At 57.5% G+C, this 23,066-nt stretch carries 20 protein-coding genes; 9 read left to right on the top strand and 11 right to left on the bottom strand.

Going from position 1 to position 23,066, the window contains the following annotated elements; genetic code table 11:
* The first annotated feature begins 25 nt into the window (after positions 1-25).
* The 3 genes from glgA (at position 26) to F3I20_RS11020 (ending at position 5,076) form a co-directional block, all read left to right on the top strand.
* Positions 26-1,459, top strand: a complete 1,434-nt coding sequence (glgA, locus tag F3I20_RS11030) for a glycogen synthase GlgA (protein ID WP_150011142.1) — start codon at positions 26-28, stop codon at positions 1,457-1,459.
* Positions 1,460-1,478: 19 nt separating this feature from the next.
* A complete protein-coding gene (gene glgP, locus F3I20_RS11025) occupies positions 1,479-3,926 on the top strand; it encodes a glycogen phosphorylase (RefSeq protein ID WP_150011140.1) in 2,448 nt (815 codons plus the stop codon).
* A 223-nt stretch (positions 3,927-4,149) separates the two neighbouring features.
* Entirely contained in the window at positions 4,150-5,076 is a 927-nt protein-coding gene (locus tag F3I20_RS11020) for a LysR family transcriptional regulator (RefSeq protein ID WP_150011138.1), read from the top strand.
* On the opposite strand, the gene mdcH is transcribed toward F3I20_RS11020, so the two are convergent.
* From mdcH to glpD, 9 genes are all read right to left on the bottom strand, one after another.
* The gene (gene mdcH, locus F3I20_RS11015) at positions 5,066-5,968 is read right to left on the bottom strand and encodes a malonate decarboxylase subunit epsilon (protein WP_150011136.1); all 903 of its coding nucleotides are present in this window, start codon (positions 5,966-5,968) and stop codon (positions 5,066-5,068) included. The genes F3I20_RS11020 and mdcH overlap by 11 nt on opposite strands.
* A complete protein-coding gene (locus tag F3I20_RS11010; protein ID WP_150011134.1) occupies positions 5,968-6,582 on the bottom strand; it encodes a malonate decarboxylase holo-ACP synthase in 615 nt (204 codons plus the stop codon). The genes mdcH and F3I20_RS11010 overlap by 1 nt, the downstream gene beginning before the upstream one ends.
* Position 6,583: 1 nt before the next feature.
* Complete coding sequence (locus F3I20_RS11005) at positions 6,584-7,543, bottom strand: AEC family transporter (protein ID WP_150011132.1); 960 nt, start codon at positions 7,541-7,543, stop codon at positions 6,584-6,586.
* 132 nt (positions 7,544-7,675) lie between these two features.
* The gene (gene mdcE / locus F3I20_RS11000; RefSeq protein WP_150011130.1) at positions 7,676-8,476 is read right to left on the bottom strand and encodes a biotin-independent malonate decarboxylase subunit gamma; all 801 of its coding nucleotides are present in this window, start codon (positions 8,474-8,476) and stop codon (positions 7,676-7,678) included.
* Positions 8,476-9,309: a biotin-independent malonate decarboxylase subunit beta gene (locus F3I20_RS10995; RefSeq protein ID WP_150037544.1), complete on the bottom strand. Its 834-nt coding sequence runs from the start codon at positions 9,307-9,309 to the stop codon at positions 8,476-8,478. The genes mdcE and F3I20_RS10995 overlap by 1 nt, the downstream gene beginning before the upstream one ends.
* Positions 9,302-9,601 (bottom strand): malonate decarboxylase acyl carrier protein, encoded by a 300-nt coding sequence (mdcC, locus tag F3I20_RS10990; RefSeq protein ID WP_033784182.1) that lies wholly within the window; start codon positions 9,599-9,601, stop codon positions 9,302-9,304. Before mdcC ends, F3I20_RS10995 begins: the two co-directional genes overlap by 8 nt.
* A gap of 8 nt (positions 9,602-9,609) precedes the next feature.
* Positions 9,610-10,470 (bottom strand): triphosphoribosyl-dephospho-CoA synthase, encoded by an 861-nt coding sequence (locus tag F3I20_RS10985; protein ID WP_150037543.1) that lies wholly within the window; start codon positions 10,468-10,470, stop codon positions 9,610-9,612.
* Positions 10,471-12,126 carry a malonate decarboxylase subunit alpha gene (gene mdcA, locus F3I20_RS10980; protein WP_150011124.1) on the bottom strand — a complete coding sequence of 552 codons (1,656 nt, stop codon included), beginning with the start codon at positions 12,124-12,126 and terminating at the stop codon, positions 10,471-10,473.
* A 348-nt stretch (positions 12,127-12,474) separates the two neighbouring features.
* Entirely contained in the window at positions 12,475-13,980 is a 1,506-nt protein-coding gene (gene glpD / locus F3I20_RS10975) for a glycerol-3-phosphate dehydrogenase (RefSeq protein WP_013359306.1), read from the bottom strand.
* 227 nt (positions 13,981-14,207) lie between these two features.
* On the opposite strand from glpD, the gene glpE reads away from it, so the two are divergent.
* From glpE to malQ, 5 genes are all read left to right on the top strand, one after another.
* Positions 14,208-14,534, top strand: a complete 327-nt coding sequence (gene glpE / locus F3I20_RS10965) for a thiosulfate sulfurtransferase GlpE (protein ID WP_150011120.1) — start codon at positions 14,208-14,210, stop codon at positions 14,532-14,534.
* 29 nt (positions 14,535-14,563) lie between these two features.
* On the top strand, positions 14,564-15,385 hold the full coding sequence (gene glpG / locus F3I20_RS10960) for a rhomboid family intramembrane serine protease GlpG (RefSeq protein ID WP_150011118.1): 822 nt from the start codon (positions 14,564-14,566) through the stop codon (positions 15,383-15,385).
* A 32-nt stretch (positions 15,386-15,417) separates the two neighbouring features.
* Complete coding sequence (locus F3I20_RS10955; RefSeq protein WP_013359303.1) at positions 15,418-16,176, top strand: DeoR/GlpR family transcriptional regulator; 759 nt, start codon at positions 15,418-15,420, stop codon at positions 16,174-16,176.
* A gap of 155 nt (positions 16,177-16,331) precedes the next feature.
* Positions 16,332-18,737 (top strand): maltodextrin phosphorylase, encoded by a 2,406-nt coding sequence (gene malP / locus F3I20_RS10950; protein WP_150011116.1) that lies wholly within the window; start codon positions 16,332-16,334, stop codon positions 18,735-18,737.
* A 9-nt stretch (positions 18,738-18,746) separates the two neighbouring features.
* Positions 18,747-20,828: a 4-alpha-glucanotransferase gene (malQ, locus tag F3I20_RS10945; RefSeq protein ID WP_150011114.1), complete on the top strand. Its 2,082-nt coding sequence runs from the start codon at positions 18,747-18,749 to the stop codon at positions 20,826-20,828.
* A gap of 47 nt (positions 20,829-20,875) precedes the next feature.
* Here malQ and nfuA read toward each other — a convergent pair whose 3' ends face one another.
* Together nfuA and gntX are read right to left on the bottom strand one after the other, a co-directional pair.
* Positions 20,876-21,451, bottom strand: coding sequence for a Fe-S biogenesis protein NfuA (nfuA, locus tag F3I20_RS10940; protein WP_009087718.1), 576 nt, complete (start codon positions 21,449-21,451; stop codon positions 20,876-20,878).
* Between the two features lie 58 nt (positions 21,452-21,509).
* Positions 21,510-22,190, bottom strand: a complete 681-nt coding sequence (gene gntX, locus F3I20_RS10935) for a DNA utilization protein GntX (RefSeq protein WP_150011112.1) — start codon at positions 22,188-22,190, stop codon at positions 21,510-21,512.
* A gap of 34 nt (positions 22,191-22,224) precedes the next feature.
* Between gntX and bioH the strand changes: the two genes are divergently transcribed.
* On the top strand, positions 22,225-23,001 hold the full coding sequence (bioH, locus tag F3I20_RS10930; protein ID WP_150037542.1) for a pimeloyl-ACP methyl ester esterase BioH: 777 nt from the start codon (positions 22,225-22,227) through the stop codon (positions 22,999-23,001).
* The last annotated feature ends 65 nt before the right edge of the window (positions 23,002-23,066 follow it).

Here is a 23,066-nt window from a genome sequence, read left to right as displayed (position 1 = left end):
GCCGGATAACTTAATGAGGTCGAGGATGCAGGTTTTACATGTCTGTTCAGAACTTTTCCCGCTGCTGAAAACGGGCGGACTGGCTGATGTAGTCGGGGCATTACCTCAGGCGCAGATTGCGGGCGGCACGGATACACGGGTACTGTTGCCCGCTTTTCCCGCACTGCGCAAAGGCATACCTGATCTCCAGGTAGTGACGGAGCGAGAGACATTTGCCGGTCATATACGTCTGCTATTTGGTGAATTCAATGGTGTGGGCATCTACTTAATTGATGCGCCTGGCCTCTACGATCGCCCCGGCAGTCCTTACCATGACGAGTCGCAGTTTGCGTATGTCGACAACTATCTGCGTTTTGCGCTGCTGGGCTGGGTCGGCTGTGAACTGGCGTGCGGCATGGATTCTATGTGGCGTCCCGGGATCGTGCATGCGCATGACTGGCATGCTGGCCTGACCTGCGCCTATCTGGAAGCGCGTGGACGTCCGGCTAAATCCGTCTTTACCGTGCACAACCTGGCATACCAGGGGTTGTTCATGGCCCATCACATGGATGAGATTGGCCTGCCGTGGTCGTTCTTTAACATGCATGGGCTGGAGTTCTTCGGACAGATCTCCTTCCTGAAAGCGGGACTCTTTTACGCTGACCACATCACGGCGGTGAGTCCGACTTACGCGCATGAAATTACCTCTGCCGAATATGCTTATGGCATGGAAAGCCTGCTGGCGCAGCGGATGCTGGAAGGCCGGCTTAGCGGGATCCTTAATGGCGTCGATCCCTCTATCTGGGACCCGGCGCACGATCTGCTGCTAAGCGCGCGCTATAACCGCGACACGCTGGAGGCGAAAGCGGAAAACAAACGGCAGCTGCAGGTGGCGATGGGGCTGAAGGTGGATGATAAAGCACCAGTATTCTGCGTGATCAGCCGTCTGACCAAACAGAAGGGCCTGGACCTGGTACTGGAAGCGCTGCCTGGTCTGCTGGCGCAGGGCGGACAGCTGGTGCTGCTGGGACAGGGTGATGCCGAACTGCAACAGGGATTCCTGGCGGCGGCGGCGGAGCATCCGGGCAGTGTCGGCGTGCAGATTGGCTATCACGAAGCGTTCTCTCACCGTATTGTCGGTGGCGCGGATGTGATCGTGGTGCCGAGTCGCTTTGAGCCCTGTGGCCTGACACAACTTTATGGTCTGAAGTATGGTACGTTGCCGTTAGTACGCCGCACTGGCGGGCTGGCCGATACCGTTAATGACAGTTCTCTGGAGAACCTGGCCGACGGTATTGCCAGCGGCTTCAGCTTTGAAGATGCCAATGCCTGGTCGCTGTTGCGGGCCATCCGGCGCGCATTTGTGTTGTGGTCCCGTCCTTCACTGTGGCGTTACGTTCAGCGCCAGGCGATGGCGATGGACTTTAGCTGGCAGGTGGCCGCACAGGCCTACCGTGATCTCTACCAACGTTTGATGTAACGGATTGGGAAAACTGGATATGAATGCACCTTTCACTTACGCCTCACCAACGTTGACGGTTGATGCCTTAAAGCATTCGATTGCCTACAAACTGATGTTTACTATCGGCAAAGATCCCTCGATCGCCAACAAGCACGAGTGGCTCAATGCCTCGCTGCTGGCGGTGCGCGACCGGATGGTGGAGCGCTGGCTGCGTTCCAGCCGTGCCCAACTCTCACAGGATGTCCGCCAGGTCTATTACCTGTCGATGGAGTTCCTGATGGGGCGCACATTAGGGAATGCGCTGCTGGCGATGGGGATCTATGACGATCTCAACCAGGCGCTGGATGAGATGGGTCTGGATCTGGCCGAGCTGATGGAAGAGGAGAACGATCCGGGGCTGGGCAACGGTGGTCTGGGTCGCCTGGCGGCCTGTTTCCTCGATTCACTGGCGACGCTGGGCATGCCGGGCCGTGGCTATGGCATCCGCTATGATTACGGCATGTTCAAACAGAACATTGTGGAAGGTGAGCAGAAAGAGTCGCCGGATTACTGGCTCGAATATGGTAATCCGTGGGAATTCCAGCGTTTCAATACCCGTTACAAAGTGCGCTTTGGCGGTCGCGTTCAGCACGAAGGCAGCAAAGTGCGCTGGCTGGAGACCGAAGAGATCCTGGCGATGGCCTATGACCAGATCATTCCGGGCTTTGACACCGACGCGACCAATACCCTGCGGCTGTGGGGTGCCCAGGCCAGCAACGAAATCAACCTCGGCAAGTTCAACCAGGGCGACTACTTCGCGGCGGTGGAAGATAAAAACCACTCTGAAAACGTGTCGCGCGTCCTCTACCCGGATGACTCAACCTATTCGGGCCGTGAACTACGTCTGCGTCAGGAATATTTCCTGGTCTCCGCGACCGTGCAGGACATCCTGAATCGTCACTGGCGGATGCACCAGACCTGGGACAACCTGGCAGACAAAATCGCCATTCACCTGAATGATACCCATCCGGTGCTGGCGATCCCCGAACTGATGCGCCTGCTGATCGACGAACATAAATTCAGCTGGGACAGCGCCTTCGACGTCTGCTGTCAGGTCTTCTCTTATACCAACCATACGCTGATGACTGAAGCGCTTGAGACCTGGCCGGTCGATATGATCGGTAAGATCCTGCCGCGCCACCTCAGCATCATTTTCGAGATTAACGACTTCTTCCTCAAGACGATTCAGGATCACTATCCTGATGACCTGGATCTGCTGTCGCGCATTTCAATCATCGACGAGAACGATGGACGCCGGGTACGCATGGGCTGGCTGGCCGTCGTCGTCAGTCATAAAGTGAATGGCGTGTCAGAGCTGCACTCTAACCTGATGGTCCAGTCGCTGTTTGCCGACTTCTCCCGTCTGTTCCCGGGCCGCTTCTGCAACAAAACCAACGGCGTCACCCCACGTCGCTGGCTGGCGCTGGCAAACCCGGCGCTGTCAGAGGTGCTGGATGAGGAAATTGGCCGCAACTGGCGTACCGATCTCAGCCAGCTGGATGAGCTGAAAGCACAGATCGACTATCCGGCGTTTATTGAAAAAGTCGCGGTTGCCAAGCACCAGAACAAGCGTCGGCTGGCCGACTGGGTAGCGAAAAATCTGGATGTGGTGCTCGACCCGAATGCGCTGTTTGATGTCCAGATCAAGCGTATTCACGAGTACAAACGTCAGTTGCTCAACGTGCTGCATGTGATCACCCGTTACAACCGTATCAAGGCCGATCCGCAGGCGGATTGGGTACCGCGCGTGAATATCTTCGCCGGTAAAGCCGCATCGGCCTACTACGTTGCCAAACATATTATTCATCTGATCAACGATGTCGCGAATGTGATCAACAACGATCCCCAGGTGAAGAACAAACTGAAGGTGGTCTTCATCCCGAACTACAGCGTGAGTCTGGCGCAGATCATTATCCCGGCGGCCGATCTCTCTGAGCAGATCTCGACCGCAGGGACGGAAGCGTCCGGCACCAGTAACATGAAGTTTGCGCTGAACGGCGCGTTGACGATCGGTACGCTGGATGGCGCTAACGTTGAGATGCTGGATCACGTCGGGGAAGAAAATATCTTTATCTTTGGTAATACCACGCCGCAGGTCGAAGCGCTGCGTCAGGGCGGCTACAACCCGCGTGACTATTACGAAGGGGATGAAGAGCTGCATCAGGTGCTGACTCAGATTGCCTCTGGCGTATTCAGTCCGCAGGATCCGGGTCGCTACCGCAATCTGTTCGACTCTCTGGTTAACTTCGGCGATCACTACCAGTTACTGGCGGATTATCGCAGCTATGTGGATACCCAGGATAAAGTGGATGCGCTCTACCGTAAACCGGATGAGTGGCAGCGCCGTGCGGCGAAAAATATCGCGGGCATGGGCTACTTCTCGTCGGACCGTACCATCCAGGAGTACGCCGATGAGATCTGGAACATTACACCCATAAGGCTGTAGTGCCGGACAGTATGCCTTTCTGACGTTCTTTGCGGCCGGGTAACCGGCCGCCTTCTCATCTTTTCGCCTGACACTCCCGCCATCCCGTTGCTTTTTCAGAAGGTTCAGCCTCTTATGACCTCTGTGCCTGTATCTGCCCATAGAGCGAACCAGATCATTACACTTTGGCTGAGAATCGCTACTATGCGGAAAAGCAAAACGACCCGACAGGCAACCGCAGCCCATGAGTGACAACATCAATCAGGAAATTACCTTCCGCAAGCTCAGCGTCTTTATGATGTTTATGAGCAAAGGAAATATCGCCCGTACGGCGGAAGCGCTGGCGCTGAGCAGTGTCAGTGTGCATCGTGCGCTGCACACGCTGGAAGAGGGTATTGACTGCCCGCTGTTTATTCACAAAGGCCGTAATCTGGTGCCGTTGCCTGCCGCCTGGACACTGCTGGACTATTGTCGCGACGTGACCACCCTGATGGGGAAAGGTATTGAAGAGGCACGCAAGGTGGCGGGCATCGGTGTAGGTCGTCTGCGGCTCGGCACGCTCTACTCGCTGACGCTTGAAACCATTCCCCGACTGATCATGGGCATGAAACTGCGTCGGCCCACGCTGGAGCTTGATCTGACCATGGGATCCAATCAGATGCTGCTGAACATGCTGGAAGATGACGCGCTGGATGCGATTCTGATCGCCACCGATGAGGGCGAACTCAGCGATGCGCATTTTGATGTGATTCCGCTGTTTGAAGACACTATCTTTCTGGCTGCGCCAGCCGGGGAGATGCGGGAGGAAATCGGCCCGGTGGATCTGCGTGATTTTGCCGACCGCGATTTTGTTTCACTGGCTGAGGGATTTGCCACCTATACCGGTTCGCAGGAGGCGTTTCAGATAGCCGGATTTGAACCGCGCATGGTCACTCAGGTGAATGACATCTTCTCAATGATAAGCCTGGTGCAGGCGGGCATTGGCCTGGCGCTGATTCCGGGACGAATGAAGAAGGTGTATGAAAACAACATTCAGTTGCTGCCGCTCGCTGATCCTTATCAGATGCGTCAGCAGATCTCGATTGTCTACTCACATCGTCGCGAACGCGATAATGACCTGCTGGCCCTGGCGGCAGAAGGGCGGATGTATGCCCGCAGCCTTACTGACTGAGCCGTTTAGCCAGATGCAGCGCCACCTCGACGCTGTTGCGCTCCATGCAGATCGCTTCTCCCTGCCAGCCCGCCTGCAATGTCAGGCCGGTCAGCACATTGCCCGGCGGCATCTCGATCGCCAGTCGGGCATCGCGCTGATTAGCGGAAACCATCGCATCACTCCACTGCACCGTGCGCGCCATATTAAAGGCGAGATCGTCAGCAATCTTCTCCGGTTCCCAAATCACCCGGCCAGTTGAGCCACTGAGATAAGCGCAATCGGGCCGCGAAAGGCTGACTGACTCAAACGCGTGCGCCAGTTCGGCGGCGGGCTTGTCCAGCAGCGCGCAGTGCGATGGCACGCTCACCGCGAGTTTGATCGCTTTGCTGGCACCGGCATCCAGCGCTTTCTGCGCCACGACAGCCATATCCTCGTCACGACCGGCGATCACAATCTGCGTTTCCGTATTCAGGTTGGCGATGTAGGTATTGCTGCCAGCCAGCAGCTTTTCCAGACGATTCAGCGTTAAGCCGGTGATGGCGGTCAGGCCATATCCGTGCGGATAAGCCTGCTCCATCAGATCGCCGCGCAACGCAACCAGCCGCAGGGCATCGCTGAAATCGAGCGCACCGGCGATCACCGCAGCGGGAAACGCACCAATTGACAGACCACTGACGATGTCCGGTTTCACCCCACGGCGGATCAGCTCGCGCGCCCAGGCGACGCCGGCAATCAGCAAACAGAGCTGCACGGCGCGGGTGTGGCGCAGCGCATCAGTGCTGTCGAGCCGGTCTGTCTCGTCGCCCAGTACCGCTCGCACGCTGTTTAACACCGCGTCGCCGTCGGGCAGATGCTGCAGCATCCCGGCACGCTGGGTGCCCTGGCCGGGAAAGGTAAAGAGTATTTTCATTAATTTTCCCTGCTCCAGGGTGAAGCGGTCAGTATCGGTCCGGTATCGGTTTTTAACAGCACGCGACCCTCACGCAGCCACTCGTTCAGCGCAAATGCGCCAGACGGCGTTTCCACCTGGGTATCTACCCGGCAGTCCAGCGAGTCGGTCTGCGTCTGCCACTGTTGCAGCACATCGCGCGGCAGCGGCTGCGGGGCGCGGATCACCAAATCAAGATCGCTGGCAGCGTGCAGCATGGGCCGTTGCGTCGCCAGCGCATAACCGGTGCTGCCGGTAATGCCCCAATGCCAGGGCCAGAGAGACTCGCTGAGCGCAATCGCCGCGCGAACCGGCGCATAAGCGGTAAAGGGTGAATCCAGCAGCCATGGCCGTTCTGTCAGACTCTCTGGCGTCACCATCCGGACAATATCGGCTGGATTAATCCAGCCGGCGGCGCGCTGCTCACGTCGTTCACCGCGCACACCCACCGGAATCAGACCAGATTCACGGTGGTCGCGCCGTACCACCACCGGCAGATCGGGGTGCCAGTACTGACTGACCCAGTTCTCTTTAATCGCGGCTAACGCGTCGCTGTGACGCAGCCAGAGCAGATCGTGGGGGCGCGGCGCACTCATATTACATTCCTGATGTCAGCGTGATGAACAGCGGTAACGATAAAATACACAGAATTGAGCTTAACAGCAGCACGGCTTCAGCATCGGGCGACTGCACGCCAAAGCGGTTGCCGAACACCACGCCGAAGAAACCGGCCGACAGCGCAATCATCAGGATAGCGGTGATGGCCACTGAACCGTTAAGCCCCAGCGCCAGTACCAGACCCCAGGCGATAAAAGGCTGAATCAGCAGCTTAGCCACAGTACCGACGCCGACGACGGCGTTGAGTTTCAGCTGACGTGCAGAAAGAATGACACCCGTCAGGAACAGCGCAGCGGCGGTAGCCGCCAGGCCCAGCGGTTTAATCGCGGCCAGCACCAGCTCCGGCATTTTAACGCCCAGTGCTGACAGCACCACACCCAGTAGCGGACCCCAGACGATCGGTTTTTTAACGGAGCGCCACATGAGAACCGGCAGCATGGTCAGCGTCGAGCCTACATTTTCACCCGCACTGCGCGCTTTTTCCCGTTCCAGAATCAGCAGGCAGAAGGGCGTCATCAGCACTGAGCCGCAGGCGATAGAGACGGCCACTGAGAGCGAGGTGGTTGACCCTTCGCCCAGTACGCTGCCCAGAATCGGCAGACCCAGCGCCGCGTAATTGGGTAAGGCGACGGTCAGCGTTAGTACCGCTGCATCCTGTGGCGTCTTTTTAAATACACCGGTGGCCAGGAAATAGATCGCCGCATAGGTGATCCACATCGCCCCGGTCAGGACCACAATCAGGGGCGACTGCGCCACAATCCCGGCCCACGGTGTCTGAACCGTCGCGCTGAACAGCGCGGCGGGCAGTGCAAAATCCATCACGAAGATATTGAGCAGAGAGACATCTTTGTTGTTGACCATTCCGGCCTTACCGGCCCAGAAACCCAGCAGCATAATGACAAAGATCGGAGCAAGGGCATGAACAATTATATAAATCATAAATCACCTGTATTTAAGAAAAATTCTTTAAAAAACAGCGATGTTTATAATTCTGAACACGGCCACTGCTCCGGGGCGCAATGAACGATGCGCCCCGTCAGACCGGTTTCGGCAGGTTTATTTTTTATTTAATTACCAGGTCGCGCGCATACGTTCGCGAACCAGGGAGGAGCTATGACGATTGGATGCACCCAGGCGGCTTTTCAGGCTCGGATCCTGGCGTGCGTCGCTGATCGCCTTGTGCAGCGCAATCTCGACCATCGCCACATCGGCGTCAGACGGCGCATCAGGATTGCCCACGTTCAGCAGATCGGAGAGCAGGCCCAGCGTGGCGAAGTTATTCACGTCGTAAGCCATCGGTGGAATGGTCGCAGCCAGTTTTTCCAGCGCTTCCACGGAACGCAGCGTAATACGCGCCGCCGATGCTTTGCCCATGGCATGCACCAGCACACCCTGATCGTTAAGCGCAATCAGTCGGTTAGCCTGATAGCCGTGGGCCAGGAACGCACCGGACATCGCTTTACCGACAATCAGGCCAATCACCGGATGACCATCAAGACGTGCATTCGCATAGGCACCCGCCGCACCCGCCAGCGCCTGATGAATACCGAATGCCTCTTCGCGGCGGCCATAGGCCTGGCTTGGCACATCGATCACCGCCACAATCGGGCGTTTCACAGCACTGTTTTTGTCTGCTTCCCGCGTTTCATTCACCACTTTCGCCAGCGTCCAGCCTTCCAGCAGACCGACTTCACCCTGCGCGGCGCGCGGATAGTGGTTTTGTGGATCGGGCACGACGGCAATAAAGCGGACGTTTTCGCCATTGAGCTGGCCGTCAGCCACCTGAACAGAGGCACACAGGCCGCTAAGACGCTGTGCATTGGGTGCGAGTTTTTCCAGCCAGGTTGCACCGCGGCTGCTTGTCTGAGTCATTATTTCTCCTCCCGGGCGAAAAGCTGTTTAATCTGCGCGGTATCCGCCTGCTGGCGGGTATCGAACTGCGACAGACGTGACAGGAAATCGGCATAGTTATCGCTGCGGTTCTGAGCCGGAACGCCTCTGGCAATGAACTCATTCATGGCGGTTTTTACCGCGTTGATGCCGTCATTCACCAGCGCATCAACCAGGCCACTGGCGTAGCGGATTTCGCCGCCGGTCATGCTCCAGATAAAGGGGCGATCGCGTGAGTCATACTCTTCAATGCCTGCTTCCTGCTCGATCACCTGCGGACCGTTCAGCCCCAGACGGGCTTCGCGCGTGACAATCAGGTAGCTGCACAGCGCGGCAGCGATAGACATTCCGCCGAAGCAGCCAACGGTGCCGCTGATGATGCCGATAACCGGGGTGTAGCGACGCAGATCAACAATCGCTGCGTGAATATCCGCAATCGCCGCCAGGCCAAGATTCGCTTCCTGTAAGCGCACGCCACCGGTCTCCAGGCAGAGCACCGCCTGAGTCGGAATGCCGTTGCGGTTGTCTTCCGCCGCCAGCTCCAGCGCTGCCGCCATTTTCGCCCCGGAGACTTCGCCCATGCTGCCGCCCTGGAAGGTGCCTTCGATGGCAACCACCACGGCAGGCTGACCATTCAGCGTGCCGCGTGCCACGACCATGCCATCATCGGACTGAGGAACCACGCCCTGCGGGGCCAGCCATGGCGACATAATGCCTTCAAAGGGATCAAGCAGTTCGCGATAGCTGCCTGCATCCAGCAGCGCATGGGCGCGTTCACGGGCCCGTAATTCAATAAAACTGGCATCGTTACGCATGGCTCACCTCTTCAAAAACCTGTTCAATACGGATACGCGCTACGCCGGGTGTCGCGCCGAAATCGTGAATAATCAGCTTTCCGGCGGGCAGGCCGTTTATTAAGTTCAGGCGGTCAAACAGCGCCTTCCAGCGAGCGTCGCTGTTATCCAGTGAGGTGGTGATGTCGATGTTCAGTGTCTGGCCTTCAGTTGCGGTGTACAGCACTTCCATATCACCGGAACCAACGACCCCGGCCAGCGCTCTGCCATTGAGCAGGCGGTTAGCAGGTAAAGATAATGTGATGTGTTCCATAATGGCCTCTAAAAATAAGAATGTTCAGGCGAGCAGACCCGATCAATGAACAGCGTCGCGGCCAGCAAATCGGCGGCCCCGCCAGGTGACGCATTGAGCGCCAGCATGCGCCGGTCGAGCTGCGACAGCGCCAACTGACCTGCGGCTGTGCGGCAGCCACCCGCCAGCAGCACGGCGCGTGCGCCCTGCTGCATGGCGTCCAGCCCGGTCATACCCGCACGTGACAGCACACAGGTATCGCTCAGCGAGGTCATGATCGCCATCAGCGCATCCAGGCGGGCTTCGTTCTCACTGGCACCCACCGCCCGGCTGGCCAGCAGCTGCGGTAGCGCCAGCTTCATTACGTGAGGAAACGCCTGTTGTGCCTCTTCGCGTGCGCCGGGCACCTGATAGCGGTGCGTCGCTTTTAACCCTTTGCTGAACAGCTTTGGCGCTGCCCGGTCGGGCAGGCTGGCCAGTGCGGCGGCGGTGCGGGTCAGCTGGTCGGCACTGGCAGTGCCGCCATGCATGGCCGCGGCACTCACCAGCAATCCCAGCGCCCAGATCGCGCCACGATGGGTGTTAACGCCGCCGGTTGCCGCCATCATCTGCTGCTCACCGTCGCGGCCCAGGCGGCCTACCGTTTCGCGCAGGGCGATATCAGCGGGACGCAGCCAGCTGTGACGGGCCAGCGCCAGAAAGGCGGGCATCAGGCTATGAGCGGAACGCTCCATCAGCGCCAGCGTCAGATCCTGATGCGCGCCGTTTCCCCGACTGTCGACCAGACCCGGCTTAGGGCTCAGGCGTGCTTCATCGATCAGACAATCGCGCGCCATTGTCGCCAGCTGGCTGGACTGCGCCTCGGCTTGAGTCTGTGACAGGAGTTTCATTTACCAGCTCCGGAATTTAGCAGGTGGGTTGTACAGGCCATCTGACCATTCAACCAGGTCAGCGACGCTGCCCGCTGCCAGCAGTGAACGGGTGGCGTCAGAGCGGCGGATACCCATATCTTCCGGGTAGACCACTTTGCCGCTTTTACGCAGGGCTGCGACGCGTGCCGCATCCACACCCAGACCGATGTCGGTAATGCCCGCAACAGCCGCAACCATAGCGCGACGCTCTTCAAGACTTTCTGCGCGATAGAGATAGGCGATGCCTTCCTCGGTCAGCACATGGGTCACGTCATCGCCGTAAATCATGACCGGTGCCAGCGGCATACCGGAGGTTTTGGCGACCTCAACCGCATCAAGGGTTTCAACGAAGGTCGGTTTCGCGCCTGCCTGGAAGGTCTCGACCATCTGCACCACCAGTTTTTTACCGCGCTGCATCGGGTCTGGCTCGGTGATCATGTTCAGCCAGGCGGGCGTTGCGTGACGACGGCCATGGGGATCGTGGCCCATGTTAGGTGCGCCGCCGAAACCGGAAAGGCGACCACGCGTCACGGTAGAGGAGTTGGCCAGCCCATCAACCTGCAGGGTGGCACCGATAAACATATCGACCGCGTACTGGCCAGCCAGCTGACAGAAGGCGCGGTTTGAGCGCATTGAGCCGTCGCTGCCGGTAAAGAAGATGTCGGGACGGGCGCGGATATATTCTTCCATTCCCAGCTCACCGCCGAAGCAGTGCACACTCTCGACCCAGCCGCTCTCAATCGCCGGGATCAGCGTCGGATGCGGGTTCAGCGTCCAGTGTTTACAGATTTTGCCTTTCAGGCCGAGCTGCTCGCCATAGGTTGGCAGCAGCAATTCAATTGCGGCGGTGTTGAATCCGATCCCGTGGTTCAGCGACTGCACCTGGTGTTCGGCGTAGATGCCTTTAATCGCCATCATCGCCATCAGGATATGTTCCTGTTTAATCAGGCGAGGATCGCGGGTAAACAGCGGTTCGATAAAGAACGGTTTGTCAGCAACGACAATGTAGTCGATCCATGAGCCAGGAATATCGACGCGCGGCAGGTCGGTTTCGTCATCGACCAGTTCATTGACCTGGGCTATCACGATACCGTCACGAAACGCGGCGGCTTCCACCAGTGCCGGGGTATCTTCGGTACTCGGGCCGGTATAGAGATTGCCTTTGCGGTCGGCTTTGTATCCGGCAATCAGCGCCACATTCGGGCTGAGGTCAACATAGAGACGGGAATAGAGTTCGATATAGGTGTGGATAGCACCGATTTCCAGCTGACCATCCTGTAACAGCTGAGACATGCGCAGACTTTGCGGACCGGAAAAAGAGAAGTCGAGTTTGCGGGCTATGCCTTTTTCAAAAATATCGAGATGCTCACTGCGGCCGACGCTTGGCATAATCATATGCAGGTCGTGGATCTTCGCCGGGTTCACCGCTGCCAGGGTGCGGGACAGGAAGTCAGCCTGTTTCTGGTTGTTCCCTTCAAGTACCACGCGGTCGCCTGGTGCAATAAGTGTTTCCAGGGCTTCGGTTGCTCTTTCTGAAGGAATGACTTTGCCATCAAGGGGAAAGGAAGCTATACGACGCGCTTTTTCACTGCGGCGTGTGTTCCACTCCCGGGCAGGCGTTTGGCCTGTGTTCATTTCAACCTCCTGATTAGAATCGCTGTTGCTTCGTTTATGCTGAGAGAAGTCTGAGCTTTCTTAATGCATCGTTCAATTAAGCAAAAAAGCTGAACGTTAGATTTAAGGTAACGATAGAGAAGGAGAGATAAGCGAAGCGTTAATTTTAGACGGTGATGAATGAAGTAAAAGTTACAAGGGTGAATATTGCTGGTCGTGACTGATTATCAAAAAAAAGTGTGATCAATGTTCAATTTTAATCTAGCATTTACCCTGGCTGTAAGCATTGAATTGAGCCCAACTATCTATCTGGCAAACCGCCAAAAAAAAAGCAGGCCGAAGCCTGCTTTTTGCGGTTTAACTGTTCTCTCAGGAGGCCAGCGACAGGACCGGTTTCGCTTTCGCTGCCAGCCACTCAGCAACGCGAGCCTGCTGCTCTTTGGTCAGCCACATACCCTGTTTGGTACGACGCCAGATAGCATCATCCAGTTCACGCACCCACTCATGCTGTACCAGGTAACGCAGTTCCGCTTCGTAGAACTCGTGTCCGAAGTTCTCACCCAGGTCATCCAGACTTTTCGCGCCAGCCAGCAGAGTTTCCGTGCTGCTGCCGTAGGTGCGCGAGAAGTGGCGCGCCATATTTTCGCTGATGAATGGATAACGACGACGCAGACTGGCTGCATAATCCTCACGGGTGCCGGAGATATTGCCGCCCGGTAACACGCAGTTTTTGGTCCAGGCCGGACCCGCGTTCGGGTAGTACTTCACCAGTTTTTCCAGCGCATGTTCAGCCAGCTTACGATAGGTGGTCAGCTTACCGCCAAAAACGGAAAGCAGCGGTGCCTGACCATTATCGTCGCGCACGTCCAGCGTATAATCACGGGTGATCGCCTGCGGTGAATCGGATTCATCATCACACAGCGGACGGACACCGGAATAAGACCAGACGATATCGTCAGCGGTCAGCTGCTTTTTAAAGTGTCCGTTGAACACTTTCAGCAGATATTCGGTCTCGTTATCGTCGATATTGACGTTTTTCGGATCGCCTTTGTACTCCACATCGGTGGTGCCGATGATAGAGAACTCATCCATCCATGGGATAACAAACACGATACGGTTATCTTCGTTCTGCAGAATATAAGCCTGCTTCTCGGTATGAACGCGCGGCACCACAATGTGGCTGCCTTTAATCAGGCGGATACCGTAAGGCGATTTCAGCTTCAGGCTGTCATCAAACAGCTGCTTAACCCATGGGCCTGCGGCATTGACCAGGCCTTTCGCCTGCCAGGTAAAGGTTTTTCCGGTATCGACATCTTCCGCTTCAACCTTCCACAAGCCACCTTCACGCCAGGCACGGGTTACGCGGGTGCGGGTACGGACTTCACCGCCACGCTTCACCACTTCCTGCGCGTTCAGTACTACCATACGGGCATCATCAACCCAGCAGTCAGAATATTCGAATCCGCGCGTAATCTCCGGCTTCAGGGCCGAATCCGCGCCAAACCGCAGACTTTTACTGCCTGGCAGGCTGGTACGCTTACCGAGATGGTCATACATAAACAGGCCGGTGCGGATCATCCACGCCGGACGCAGGTGCGGCCGGTGCGGCAGACGGAAGCGCATCGGGAATGCCAGATGGGGAGCCATTTTCAGCAGAACTTCGCGCTCAGCCAGTGCTTCACTGACCAGACGGAATTCGTAATGTTCAAGGTAGCGCAGGCCGCCGTGAATGAGTTTTGAACTGGCAGAGGAGGTCGCGCAAGCCAGATCCCGCGCCTCCAGCATTAACACCGACAGTCCGCGTCCTGCAGCGTCTGCTGCAATGCCGGCACCGTTGATGCCGCCGCCGATCACGATCAGGTCTTTGGTTTCCACGTCATCTCCTCCGATGTTCGGAATAGTTCTCTAATGTTCGTTTTCGAGCATAATCATAATCGCAAACCAACATTTACGCCAGTCTTTAACCGGGTAAAAACATTTTTGCGTGATATAGCTAACATTCTGCCCACCAAAAAAACAGATAGCCGTAACGATTGTCAGGTTATCGGCGTGGATTCTCGGGTTACACTACGCACCATTACGACGCTGTTATGAGAGATTTTATGGAAATGTTCGAATGTATTGACGTGAAGCAGGCGCAGGCGCATCTGGCTGAGGGTGCATTGCTGGTAGATATCCGCGACCCGCAAAGTTATGCCCTGGGTCATGCGGCAGGCGCGCTGCATCTGACCAACACCAACCTCAGCGACTTTGTCAGTGGCGCAGACCACAGCCTGCCGGTGCTGGTGATGTGCTATCACGGCAACAGCAGCAAAAGCGCGGCGCAATATCTGCTGGGACAGGGTTTCAGCGCGGCCTACAGCATTGATGGCGGCTTTGATGCCTGGCGTGCTGCCTTTCCTCAGCAGGTTGCCCTCGGCAGTGAATAGATTGCCGCCCGTCACATGGAGAGTTACTGATGCGCATTACCCAGTTTAATCAGCCGCGCATGGCGCAGGCGTTTGTGGACTACATGGCGACGCAGGGCATCACGCTGCGCATTGAGCATGAAAATCACTACGTCGTCATGCTGGATGATGAAAGTAAGATTTCAGTGGTCGAAAACGAACTTCAGCAGTTTTTGCACGACCCTAACCATCCGCGCTATCAGGCCGCCAGCTGGCATAGCGGCAAGACCGACAGCGGCCTGCGCTATGAGCGCAGCAATATCTGGGCGAACATCCGTGAGCGTGCCGGTCCGCTGACCCTGTCCCTGATGGTGCTCTGTATCGCCGTATTTATTCTGATGCAGGTGATGGGTGATCAGACCGTGATGGCCTGGCTCTCCTGGCCGGATGCCGACCAGCATTTGCAGGTCTGGCGCTGGTTCAGCCATGCGCTGCTGCACTTTTCACTGCTGCACATCCTGTTTAATCTGATGTGGTGGTGGTATCTCGGCGGCGCGGTCGAAAAGCGCCTTGGCAGTGGCAAACTGTTCGTGATTATGCTGATTTCAGCGCTGCTCAGCGGCTGGCTGCAGGCGAAGTTCAGCGGTATCTGGTTTGGCGGTCTGTCGGGCGTGGTTTATGCGCTGATGGGTTACTGCTGGCTGCGCGGCGAGCGCGATCCTGACAGCGGCGTCTATCTTGAAAGGGGGTTGATCGGTTTTGCGCTGGTCTGGCTGGTGATTGGCTGGTTCGGCGTCTTTGGTCTGGCGATTGCTAACGCGGCGCACGTCGCCGGTCTGGTCGTCGGGCTGGCAATGGCGCTGGTGGATACGCGTAACGTCACGCGTCGTTAGACAGGATATAAGCGGGTTAACAGGAGAGGAACGTGAAGCAGACGCAACGTCATGATGCGATTATCGATTTAGTCCGTCGTCAGGGATATGTCAGTACTGAGGAGCTGGTGGATCACTTTGAGGTCAGCCCGCAAACCATTCGTCGCGATCTCAACGATCTGGCCGATCAGAATAAAATTCAGCGTCACCACGGCGGCGCGGCGCTTCCTTCCAGCTCAGAGAATACCGCCTGGCACGATCGTAAAATGATGTGGTCAGCGGAAAAAGCGCGGATTGCTCAGCGTGTTGCCAGCCAGATCCCGGATGGGGCTACGCTGTTTATCGACATCGGCACCACGCCGGAAGCGGTGGCGCACGCGCTGCTCAACCACAGCGATTTACGTGTGGTGACCAACAATCTCAACGTGGCGATGCTGTTGATGGGCAAACCCGATTTCCGGGTGATTATTGCAGGCGGTGAAGTACGGACCCGCGATGGCGCGGTGATGGGTGAAGCGACGCTCGACTTCATTTCCCAGTTCCGGCTTGATTACGGCATCCTGGGGATCAGCGGCATCGATATGGATGGATCGCTGCTGGAGTTCGACTATCACGAAGTCCGCACCAAACGCGCCATCATTGAAAATTCACGCTGCGTGATGCTGGTGGTGGATCACTCAAAGTTTGGTCGGAACGCCATGGTTAACCTTGGCAACATGAGTCTGCTGGACTATCTCTACACCGACAAAATGCCGCCCGCCAGCGTCATGAAAGTGATTGAGCAGCATGAGGTTCACCTCGAACTCTGCTGATTCCTGCCACGTCAGCCGCCCGGCTGGCGTTTTTCTTTGATTGCTGTCGCTTTTTTCCTCACTCCCGTCTTTACTTAACGGTTGCTGGTACCCGGTTACCAGCCCGTGCGCTTTCTATTTTTGCTTCACCTCATTGCGTAACAGAAGGGAGTGATATGCCGCAGCAAAAATTTAATAAAGCCCGTTTTAACGCCGCATTTACCCGCCAGTGGCAGCAGTTAAGTCTCCTCTCTGCACAACAGATGACCCCACACCAGGCGTGGCAGGCGGTGAGCGCGGCGCTGGCAGAACTGCTGGCCGCGCAACCGGCTCCGCGTCCGGCTGTGCAGCAGCGCCACGTTAATTATCTGTCGATGGAGTTTCTGATTGGCCGTCTGACCGGCAACAATCTGCTGAATCTCGGCTGGTATGACGAGGTTAAAGCGGCGCTGGCTGAGCAGCAGCTCGATTTAACCGAACTGCTGGAGCAGGAGGTCGATCCGGCGCTTGGCAACGGCGGGCTGGGACGACTGGCCGCCTGCTACATGGATTCAATGGCAACGGTAGGGCAGTCCGCCACCGGCCACGGACTGAATTACCAGTACGGCCTGTTCCGCCAGTCTTTTGACGAGGGTAAGCAGATTGAAGCGCCCGATGACTGGCAGCGCGAGCGCTATCCCTGGTTCCGTCACAACGCAGCGCTGGATGTCGACGTCGCGATGGGTGGTCGGGTAGAAAAGCTGGAAAACGGTGACGTACGCTGGCATCCCGATTTTACGCTGCGCGGCGAGGCCTGGGATTTGCCGGTCACCGGCTACCGCAACGGCGTAACGTTGCCGCTGCGCCTGTGGCAGGCAGTAAGCGCGCATCCGTTTGATCTCACCGCCTTTAACGACGGCCATTTCCTGCAGGCGGAGCAGCCCGGCATCGAAGCGGCAAAGCTCACCAAAGTGCTTTATCCCAATGACAACCATCAGGCTGGCAAGCGGCTGCGCCTGATGCAGCAATATTTCCAGTGCGCCTGTGCGGTGGCGGATATCCTGCGGCGTCACCATCTGGCGGGGCGCAGTATTCACAGCCTGCCGGATTTTGAAGTCATCCAGCTCAATGATACCCATCCGACCATCGCTATCCCGGAGATGCTGCGTGTGCTGCTGGATGAGCATCAGCTGAGCTGGGATGCGGCATGGCAGATCACCAGCCGGTTATTTGCTTACACCAACCACACGCTGATGCCGGAGGCGCTGGAGCGCTGGGATGAAAAGCTGATGCGCAGTCTGCTGCCGCGCCACATGCTGATTATCAAAGAGATTAACCAGCGGCTGAAAAAACGGGTGAAGCAGCGCTGGCCGGATGACAAAGCGATGTGGCACAAGCTGGCGGTGGTCGCTGACGGTCAGGTGCGGATGGCCAATCTCTGCGTCGTCAGTGGCTTTGCGGTCAACGGCGTGGCGGCGCTGCACTCCCGTCTGGTGGTCAGCGATCTCTTCCCGGAATATCACCAGCTCTGGCCGCAAAAATTCCATAACGTCACCAACGGCATTACGCCGCGTCGCTGGCTGAAGCAGTGTAATCCGGCGCTGGCCGGGCTGATTGATGAGACGCTGAAAACGGAGTGGGCCAATAACCTTGATGCGTTGACCGGTCTGGAGGCCTATGCCGACGATCAGGCGTTTCGTCAGCGCTATCGCAGCATCAAACAGCAGAACAAAGCGCAGCTGACGGCGTATATCGCGCGGCATACCGGCATCATCGTGAATCCGGCTGCGCTGTTCGATGTGCAGATCAAGCGTCTGCATGAGTACAAGCGCCAGCATCTCAGCCTGTTGCATATCCTCTACTGCTATCAGACGCTCTGTAATAACCCGGAAGATGTCACCTTTACGCCACGGGTATTCCTGTTCGGGGCTAAGGCCGCGCCGGGTTACTACCTCGCCAAAAATATCATCTACGCCATTAACAAAGTGGCGGAGGTAGTGAATAACGATCCGCGGATTGGCGACAGACTCAAAGTGGTGTTTATCCCCGACTACCGTATCACCGTGGCCGAGCAGATGATCCCGGCGGCCGATCTCTCTGAGCAGATCTCCACCGCCGGTTATGAAGCTTCCGGCACTGGCAACATGAAGCTGGCGCTGAACGGTGCGCTGACGATTGGCACGCTGGATGGTGCCAACGTCGAGATTGCCGAACAGGTGGGCGAGGAGAACATCTTTATCTTCGGTCACACCGTGGATGAGGTGAAAGCGCTTAAAGCAAAAGGCTACAACCCGAAAAAGGTGCGTAAGCAGAACAAGCCGCTGGACGAATTACTGAAATCGCTGGAGAAGGGCAAATTCAGCGACGGGGATAAGCACGCCTTTGACCTGATGCTGGAGAGCCTGACGAAACACGGCGATCCCTGGCTGGTGCTGGCCGACTTTCAGGCCTATATAGAGGCGCAGCAACGGGTGGAAGCGCTATGGCGTGACCCCGAAGGCTGGACCCGCGCCGCCATCCTCAATACGGCCCGAACCGGCATGTTCAGTTCGGACCGTTCCATTCGTGACTATCAGCAACGTATCTGGCAGGCACCGCGCTAAGGAGCAGCAATGAAGCAAAATTCACTCGATCAGGCCGCCCGTGCCGCAGGCATTTCACTGGATTACATCGACGTTAACGGCAGGAAAGAGGCCGTCAGCGATGAGACCAAACGCGCGCTGCTGGCGGTGATGGCAGAACCGCAGAAGGCCAGCAAATCCCCGCTGCCGCCGGTCGCGGTGTTCAGCGGCAGCAGTAAGCGACAGCTGACGCCTCAGGGCAGTGGCACTTACCACTGGCAATTGCAGACCGAAAAGGGCAAACAGCACAGCGGCGAGTTAACCGCCGGTGAGCCTTTTACACTGCCGGGACCGCTGACCCAGGGTTATCACCAGCTGACGCTCACTAAAGGAAAGAAAAGCTGGCAGACGCAGATTATTGTCGCGCCGCGGCGCTGCTATCTGCCTCCGGCGCTGGAGGCGGGGGAAAAACGCTGGGGTGCACTGGTTCAGCTTTATACCGTGCGCTCTGAACAGAACTGGGGCATCGGTGACTTCGGCGATCTCGACCATCTGCTGGTAAAACTGGCTGAGCGCGGCGGCGATTTCGTCGGGCTGAATCCGCTGCATGCGCTCTATCCTGCCAGCCCCGGTTTTGCCAGTCCGTATAGTCCGTCATCGCGCCGCTGGCTGAACATCATCTATATCGACGTCAGTCAGGTGGCCGATTTTCAGCAAAGCGCGGCGGCGCAGAAGTGGTGGAAAAGCGCTAAAACCCAAAAGGCATTGACCAAAGCGCGTGAGGCAGAGCGGGTCGACTATGAAACTGTGATGGCGCTGAAGCTGGCGGCGCTGCGCCACGCCTGGACACACTTTCAGACGCGTGACAGCCAGAGCGAAGAGCCTCACTCCTTTGCGGCCTTTGTGCGTGAAGGCGGTGACAGCCTGCGTTATCAGGCTGCCTATGACGGCATTCAGCTGGCGCGGCAGGCGGACAAGTCGCAGCAGGGCGGCTGGCCTGCCTGGCCAGAGGCGTGGCGCAACAGTCGGTCACCGGAAGTGCAGCAATGGTGTGAGCAGCATGAAGAGGAGATCGCCTTCTGGCAGTGGCTGCAATGGCTGGCGCAGCAGCAGTTCTCAGGCTGCTGGGCGCACAGTCAGGCGCTGGGCATGAGCGTCGGTCTCTACCGTGACCTTGCGGTGGGCGTGGCGGAAGGCAGTGCGGAGACCTGGCACGACCCGGAGCTTTATCGCCTCAAGGCCTCGGTGGGCGCACCGCCTGACCGTCTGGGGCCGCTGGGACAAAACTGGGGCTTACCGCCGATGGATCCGCATGTGATGCAGGCGCGCGCTTATCAGCCCTTTATCGACATGCTGCGCGCCAACATGCGTGACTGCGGCGCGTTGCGTATCGACCATGTCATGTCGCTGCTGCGTCTGTGGTGGGTGCCAGCCGGAGAGACGGCGGATAAAGGCGCTTATGTAGCCTATCCGGTCAACGATCTGCTGGCTATCCTGGCGCTGGAGAGCCACCGGCTGCGCTGTATGGTGATTGGAGAAGACCTTGGCACCGTGCCTCAGGAGATCGTCAGCCTGCTGCGCAAAAGCGGTGTCTTTTCATGGAAGGTGCTCTGGTTTGAGCAGGAGAAAGATGAACGCTATCGCGCGCCGCAGGACTACCCGCGTCAGTCTATCGCCAGCGCCAGTACGCATGATCTGCCGACGCTGACCGGCTTCTGGGAGCAGGGCGACCTGGAACTGGGCGAGAAGCTGGGTCTTTATCCGGGCGATGCGGTGAAAGCATTACATCAGCAGCGTGCCGCGCAGAAGCAGGCGCTGCTGGATGCGCTGCATCAGGCGGGTGCCTTACCGGCACGCAGTCAGAAGAAGGCAGAGAAGCTGGCTATGACGCCTGCATTGAACCGCGCGATTCATCGCTTCCTGGCGGATACCGACAGTGCGCTGCTGGGCCTGCAACCGGAGGACTGGCTCGGCATGACCACGCCGGTGAACGTGCCGGGCACCGTGGATCAGTATCCGAACTGGCGACGCAAGCTAAGCAAAACGCTGGAGGAGATCTTTGCGGATAAGGAAGTGAATGCACTGCTGAAGGTGGTCAGCCAGCAGCGTCAGTCAGGAAAGAAAGAGAAATAAGAAGAGCTTTAAAAATAGCGCGGCAGTCAGGCTGCCGCGCTTTATCATCAGTAGAACGAGTGTTCGCCGCGCTGATGCTCGGTAATATCGCGCACGCCTTTCAGTTCCGGGAAGGCAGCCAGCAGCTCTTTCTCAATACCGTCTTTCAGGGTCACGTCGATCATCGAACAGCCGTTACAGCCGCCGCCAAACTGCAGAATAGCGTAGCCATCGTCAGTGATCTCCATCAGCGACACGCGGCCACCGTGGCCGGCCAGCTGTGGGTTGATCTGTGCCTGCAGCAGATACTCTACGCGCTCAACCATTGGCGCATCATCCGAGACTTTACGCATCTTGGCATTCGGCGCTTTCAGCGTCAGCTGTGAACCGAGATTGTCGGTAACGAAGTCGATTTCCGCATCTTCCAGATAGGGCTTGCTCAGCTCATCAACGTAGGCAGAGAGCTTTTCGAACTTCAGTTCGGTGTCAGTCGCTTCAACCGCATCGGGCGGACAGTAAGAGACGCCACACTCGGCTGTTGGCGTACCCGGGTTAATCACGAATACGCGAATCTGGGTGCCATCTTCTTGTTTGGATAGCAGTTTAGAAAAATGTTCCTGGGCAGAGTCAGTAATTCGGATCATGTCGATTGCTCAATAGTTGACTAATTTAGTTGGTTATAATACGCCCATCAATGACGCTCTACAAGGTACGGCACAGGCACCAGACCTGCACGCTGGCCGCGCCCTGCGCAAGTAACAGACGACTGATTTCATCTACGGTACTGCCGGTCGTAATGACGTCATCCAGCAGGGCGATATGGCGTCCCTGCACCGCCATTTCAAGGCGAAAGGCACCGCGTAAGTTGGTGCGGCGCTGTCGGGCGTTGAGCTGATGCTGTAGTGCACCCCTTCGCCTGCGCGAAAGCCCTTCATGCCATTCACAGCCCAGCCAGTCCGCCAGCGGAGCGGCCAGCAGTACCGTCTGATTAAAGCCACGCTGCCAGCGTCGTCGCTGATGCAGCGGAACCGGCAGCAGCAGATCGGGACGCGGCACACTTCCGCGCCGGTAAGCATTCAGCCAGCTTAGCAAAAGCAGCCGCGCCAGCATCACCCTGAGTGCGGTTATGTGAGAAAACTTAAGCTGATTAACCCACTGGCTGAACGGGGAACAGTAGTCATTGACGCAGACCAGTGCCTGCCAGGCAGGCGGTTTAAGCTGGCAGCGGCCACAGGCGACTTTTGCTGAGCCTGCCGGTAATCCGCAGCGCGGGCAGAGCAATGGCAACGGCGGTAATCCGCGCAGGCATAAGCTGCAGATGCCGTGCCGGGCTATCCGTAACGGCATCCGGCATAGCCAACACAGGGTGGGCATTGCTAGCATAGCGACCTCCTTATCAATTTCGGGATAGTAACTGATGACGTCGCTCTACTGGCACACCTGCGGGGAAGGAAAACGCGATCTTGTGCTGCTGCACGGATGGGGACTGAACGCCGAAGTCTGGCAAAGCATTATTCCGCGACTCAGTACGCACTATCGCCTGCATCTGGTCGATCTGCAGGGTTATGGCCGCAGCGGTGATTTTGGTGCACTGACGCTGGCGCAGATGGCAGAAGAGTTACTGCCTTTGCTGCCACCGCAGGCGATTGTGGTGGGCTGGTCGCTGGGCGGACTGGTGGCAACGCAGCTTGCGCTGACAGCGCCAGAAAAGCTGGCTGCACTGATTACCGTGGCGTCGTCACCCTGTTTCACTGCCACCGGGAACTGGCCCGGCATTAAACCGGAGACGCTGCAGAACTTCCAGCAGATGCTCAGCAACGATTTCCAGCGCACGGTGGAGCGCTTTCTGGCGCTGCAGACGCTGGGCACCGAAACCGCGCGTGCTGATGCGCGACACCTGAAAGAGGTGGTGCTGTCACAACCGATGCCGGAGGTGGCGGTACTGGATGGCGGTCTGGAGATCCTGCGCCAGGTCGATCTGCGCGACGCGCTACCGCAAATCAGGCTGCCGTTCCTGCGACTCTACGGGGCGCTGGATGGGCTGGTGCCGCGCCGGATAGCCGCTGAGATTGATGAAATGTTGCCAGATTCGCCTTCGGTCGTTATCGAAAAAGCAGCGCATGCACCTTTTATTTCCCATCCTGACAACTTATGTCAGCATATTGTTAATTTTATCAGTAATTTACCGGGATAGTGCTGCTTTATATTGGCAAAATCGCTGACAGCAGCAATACTTCTCTCTGTGAGCAAGGCCGCTGC

This window comes from Candidatus Pantoea gossypiicola (assembly GCF_008632075.1).
In the GTDB taxonomy this organism is placed as follows: Bacteria; Pseudomonadota; Gammaproteobacteria; order Enterobacterales; family Enterobacteriaceae; genus Pantoea; species Pantoea gossypiicola.
Note: the sequence above shows the minus strand (reverse complement) of the source record. Positions and strands in the feature narration are given on the sequence as shown.

What these genes read in the sequence shown, in the direction of transcription:
- glgA (WP_150011142.1), top strand. Translation starts at nt 26, where the DNA reads ATGCAGGTTTTACATGTCTGTTCAGAACTTTTCCCGCTGCTGAAAACG.
- glgP (WP_150011140.1), top strand. Translation starts at nt 1,479, where the DNA reads ATGAATGCACCTTTCACTTACGCCTCACCAACGTTGACGGTTGATGCC.
- F3I20_RS11020 (WP_150011138.1), top strand. Translation starts at nt 4,150, where the DNA reads ATGAGTGACAACATCAATCAGGAAATTACCTTCCGCAAGCTCAGCGTC.
- mdcH (WP_150011136.1), bottom strand. Translation starts at nt 5,968, where the DNA reads ATGAAAATACTCTTTACCTTTCCCGGCCAGGGCACCCAGCGTGCCGGG.
- F3I20_RS11010 (WP_150011134.1), bottom strand. Translation starts at nt 6,582, where the DNA reads ATGAGTGCGCCGCGCCCCCACGATCTGCTCTGGCTGCGTCACAGCGAC.
- F3I20_RS11005 (WP_150011132.1), bottom strand. Translation starts at nt 7,543, where the DNA reads ATGATTTATATAATTGTTCATGCCCTTGCTCCGATCTTTGTCATTATG.
- mdcE (WP_150011130.1), bottom strand. Translation starts at nt 8,476, where the DNA reads ATGACTCAGACAAGCAGCCGCGGTGCAACCTGGCTGGAAAAACTCGCA.
- F3I20_RS10995 (WP_150037544.1), bottom strand. Translation starts at nt 9,309, where the DNA reads ATGCGTAACGATGCCAGTTTTATTGAATTACGGGCCCGTGAACGCGCC.
- mdcC (WP_033784182.1), bottom strand. Translation starts at nt 9,601, where the DNA reads ATGGAACACATCACATTATCTTTACCTGCTAACCGCCTGCTCAATGGC.
- F3I20_RS10985 (WP_150037543.1), bottom strand. Translation starts at nt 10,470, where the DNA reads ATGAAACTCCTGTCACAGACTCAAGCCGAGGCGCAGTCCAGCCAGCTG.
- mdcA (WP_150011124.1), bottom strand. Translation starts at nt 12,126, where the DNA reads ATGAACACAGGCCAAACGCCTGCCCGGGAGTGGAACACACGCCGCAGT.
- glpE (WP_150011120.1), top strand. Translation starts at nt 14,208, where the DNA reads ATGGAAATGTTCGAATGTATTGACGTGAAGCAGGCGCAGGCGCATCTG.
- glpG (WP_150011118.1), top strand. Translation starts at nt 14,564, where the DNA reads ATGCGCATTACCCAGTTTAATCAGCCGCGCATGGCGCAGGCGTTTGTG.
- malP (WP_150011116.1), top strand. Translation starts at nt 16,332, where the DNA reads ATGCCGCAGCAAAAATTTAATAAAGCCCGTTTTAACGCCGCATTTACC.
- malQ (WP_150011114.1), top strand. Translation starts at nt 18,747, where the DNA reads ATGAAGCAAAATTCACTCGATCAGGCCGCCCGTGCCGCAGGCATTTCA.
- nfuA (WP_009087718.1), bottom strand. Translation starts at nt 21,451, where the DNA reads ATGATCCGAATTACTGACTCTGCCCAGGAACATTTTTCTAAACTGCTA.
- gntX (WP_150011112.1), bottom strand. Translation starts at nt 22,190, where the DNA reads ATGCTAGCAATGCCCACCCTGTGTTGGCTATGCCGGATGCCGTTACGG.
- bioH (WP_150037542.1), top strand. Translation starts at nt 22,225, where the DNA reads ATGACGTCGCTCTACTGGCACACCTGCGGGGAAGGAAAACGCGATCTT.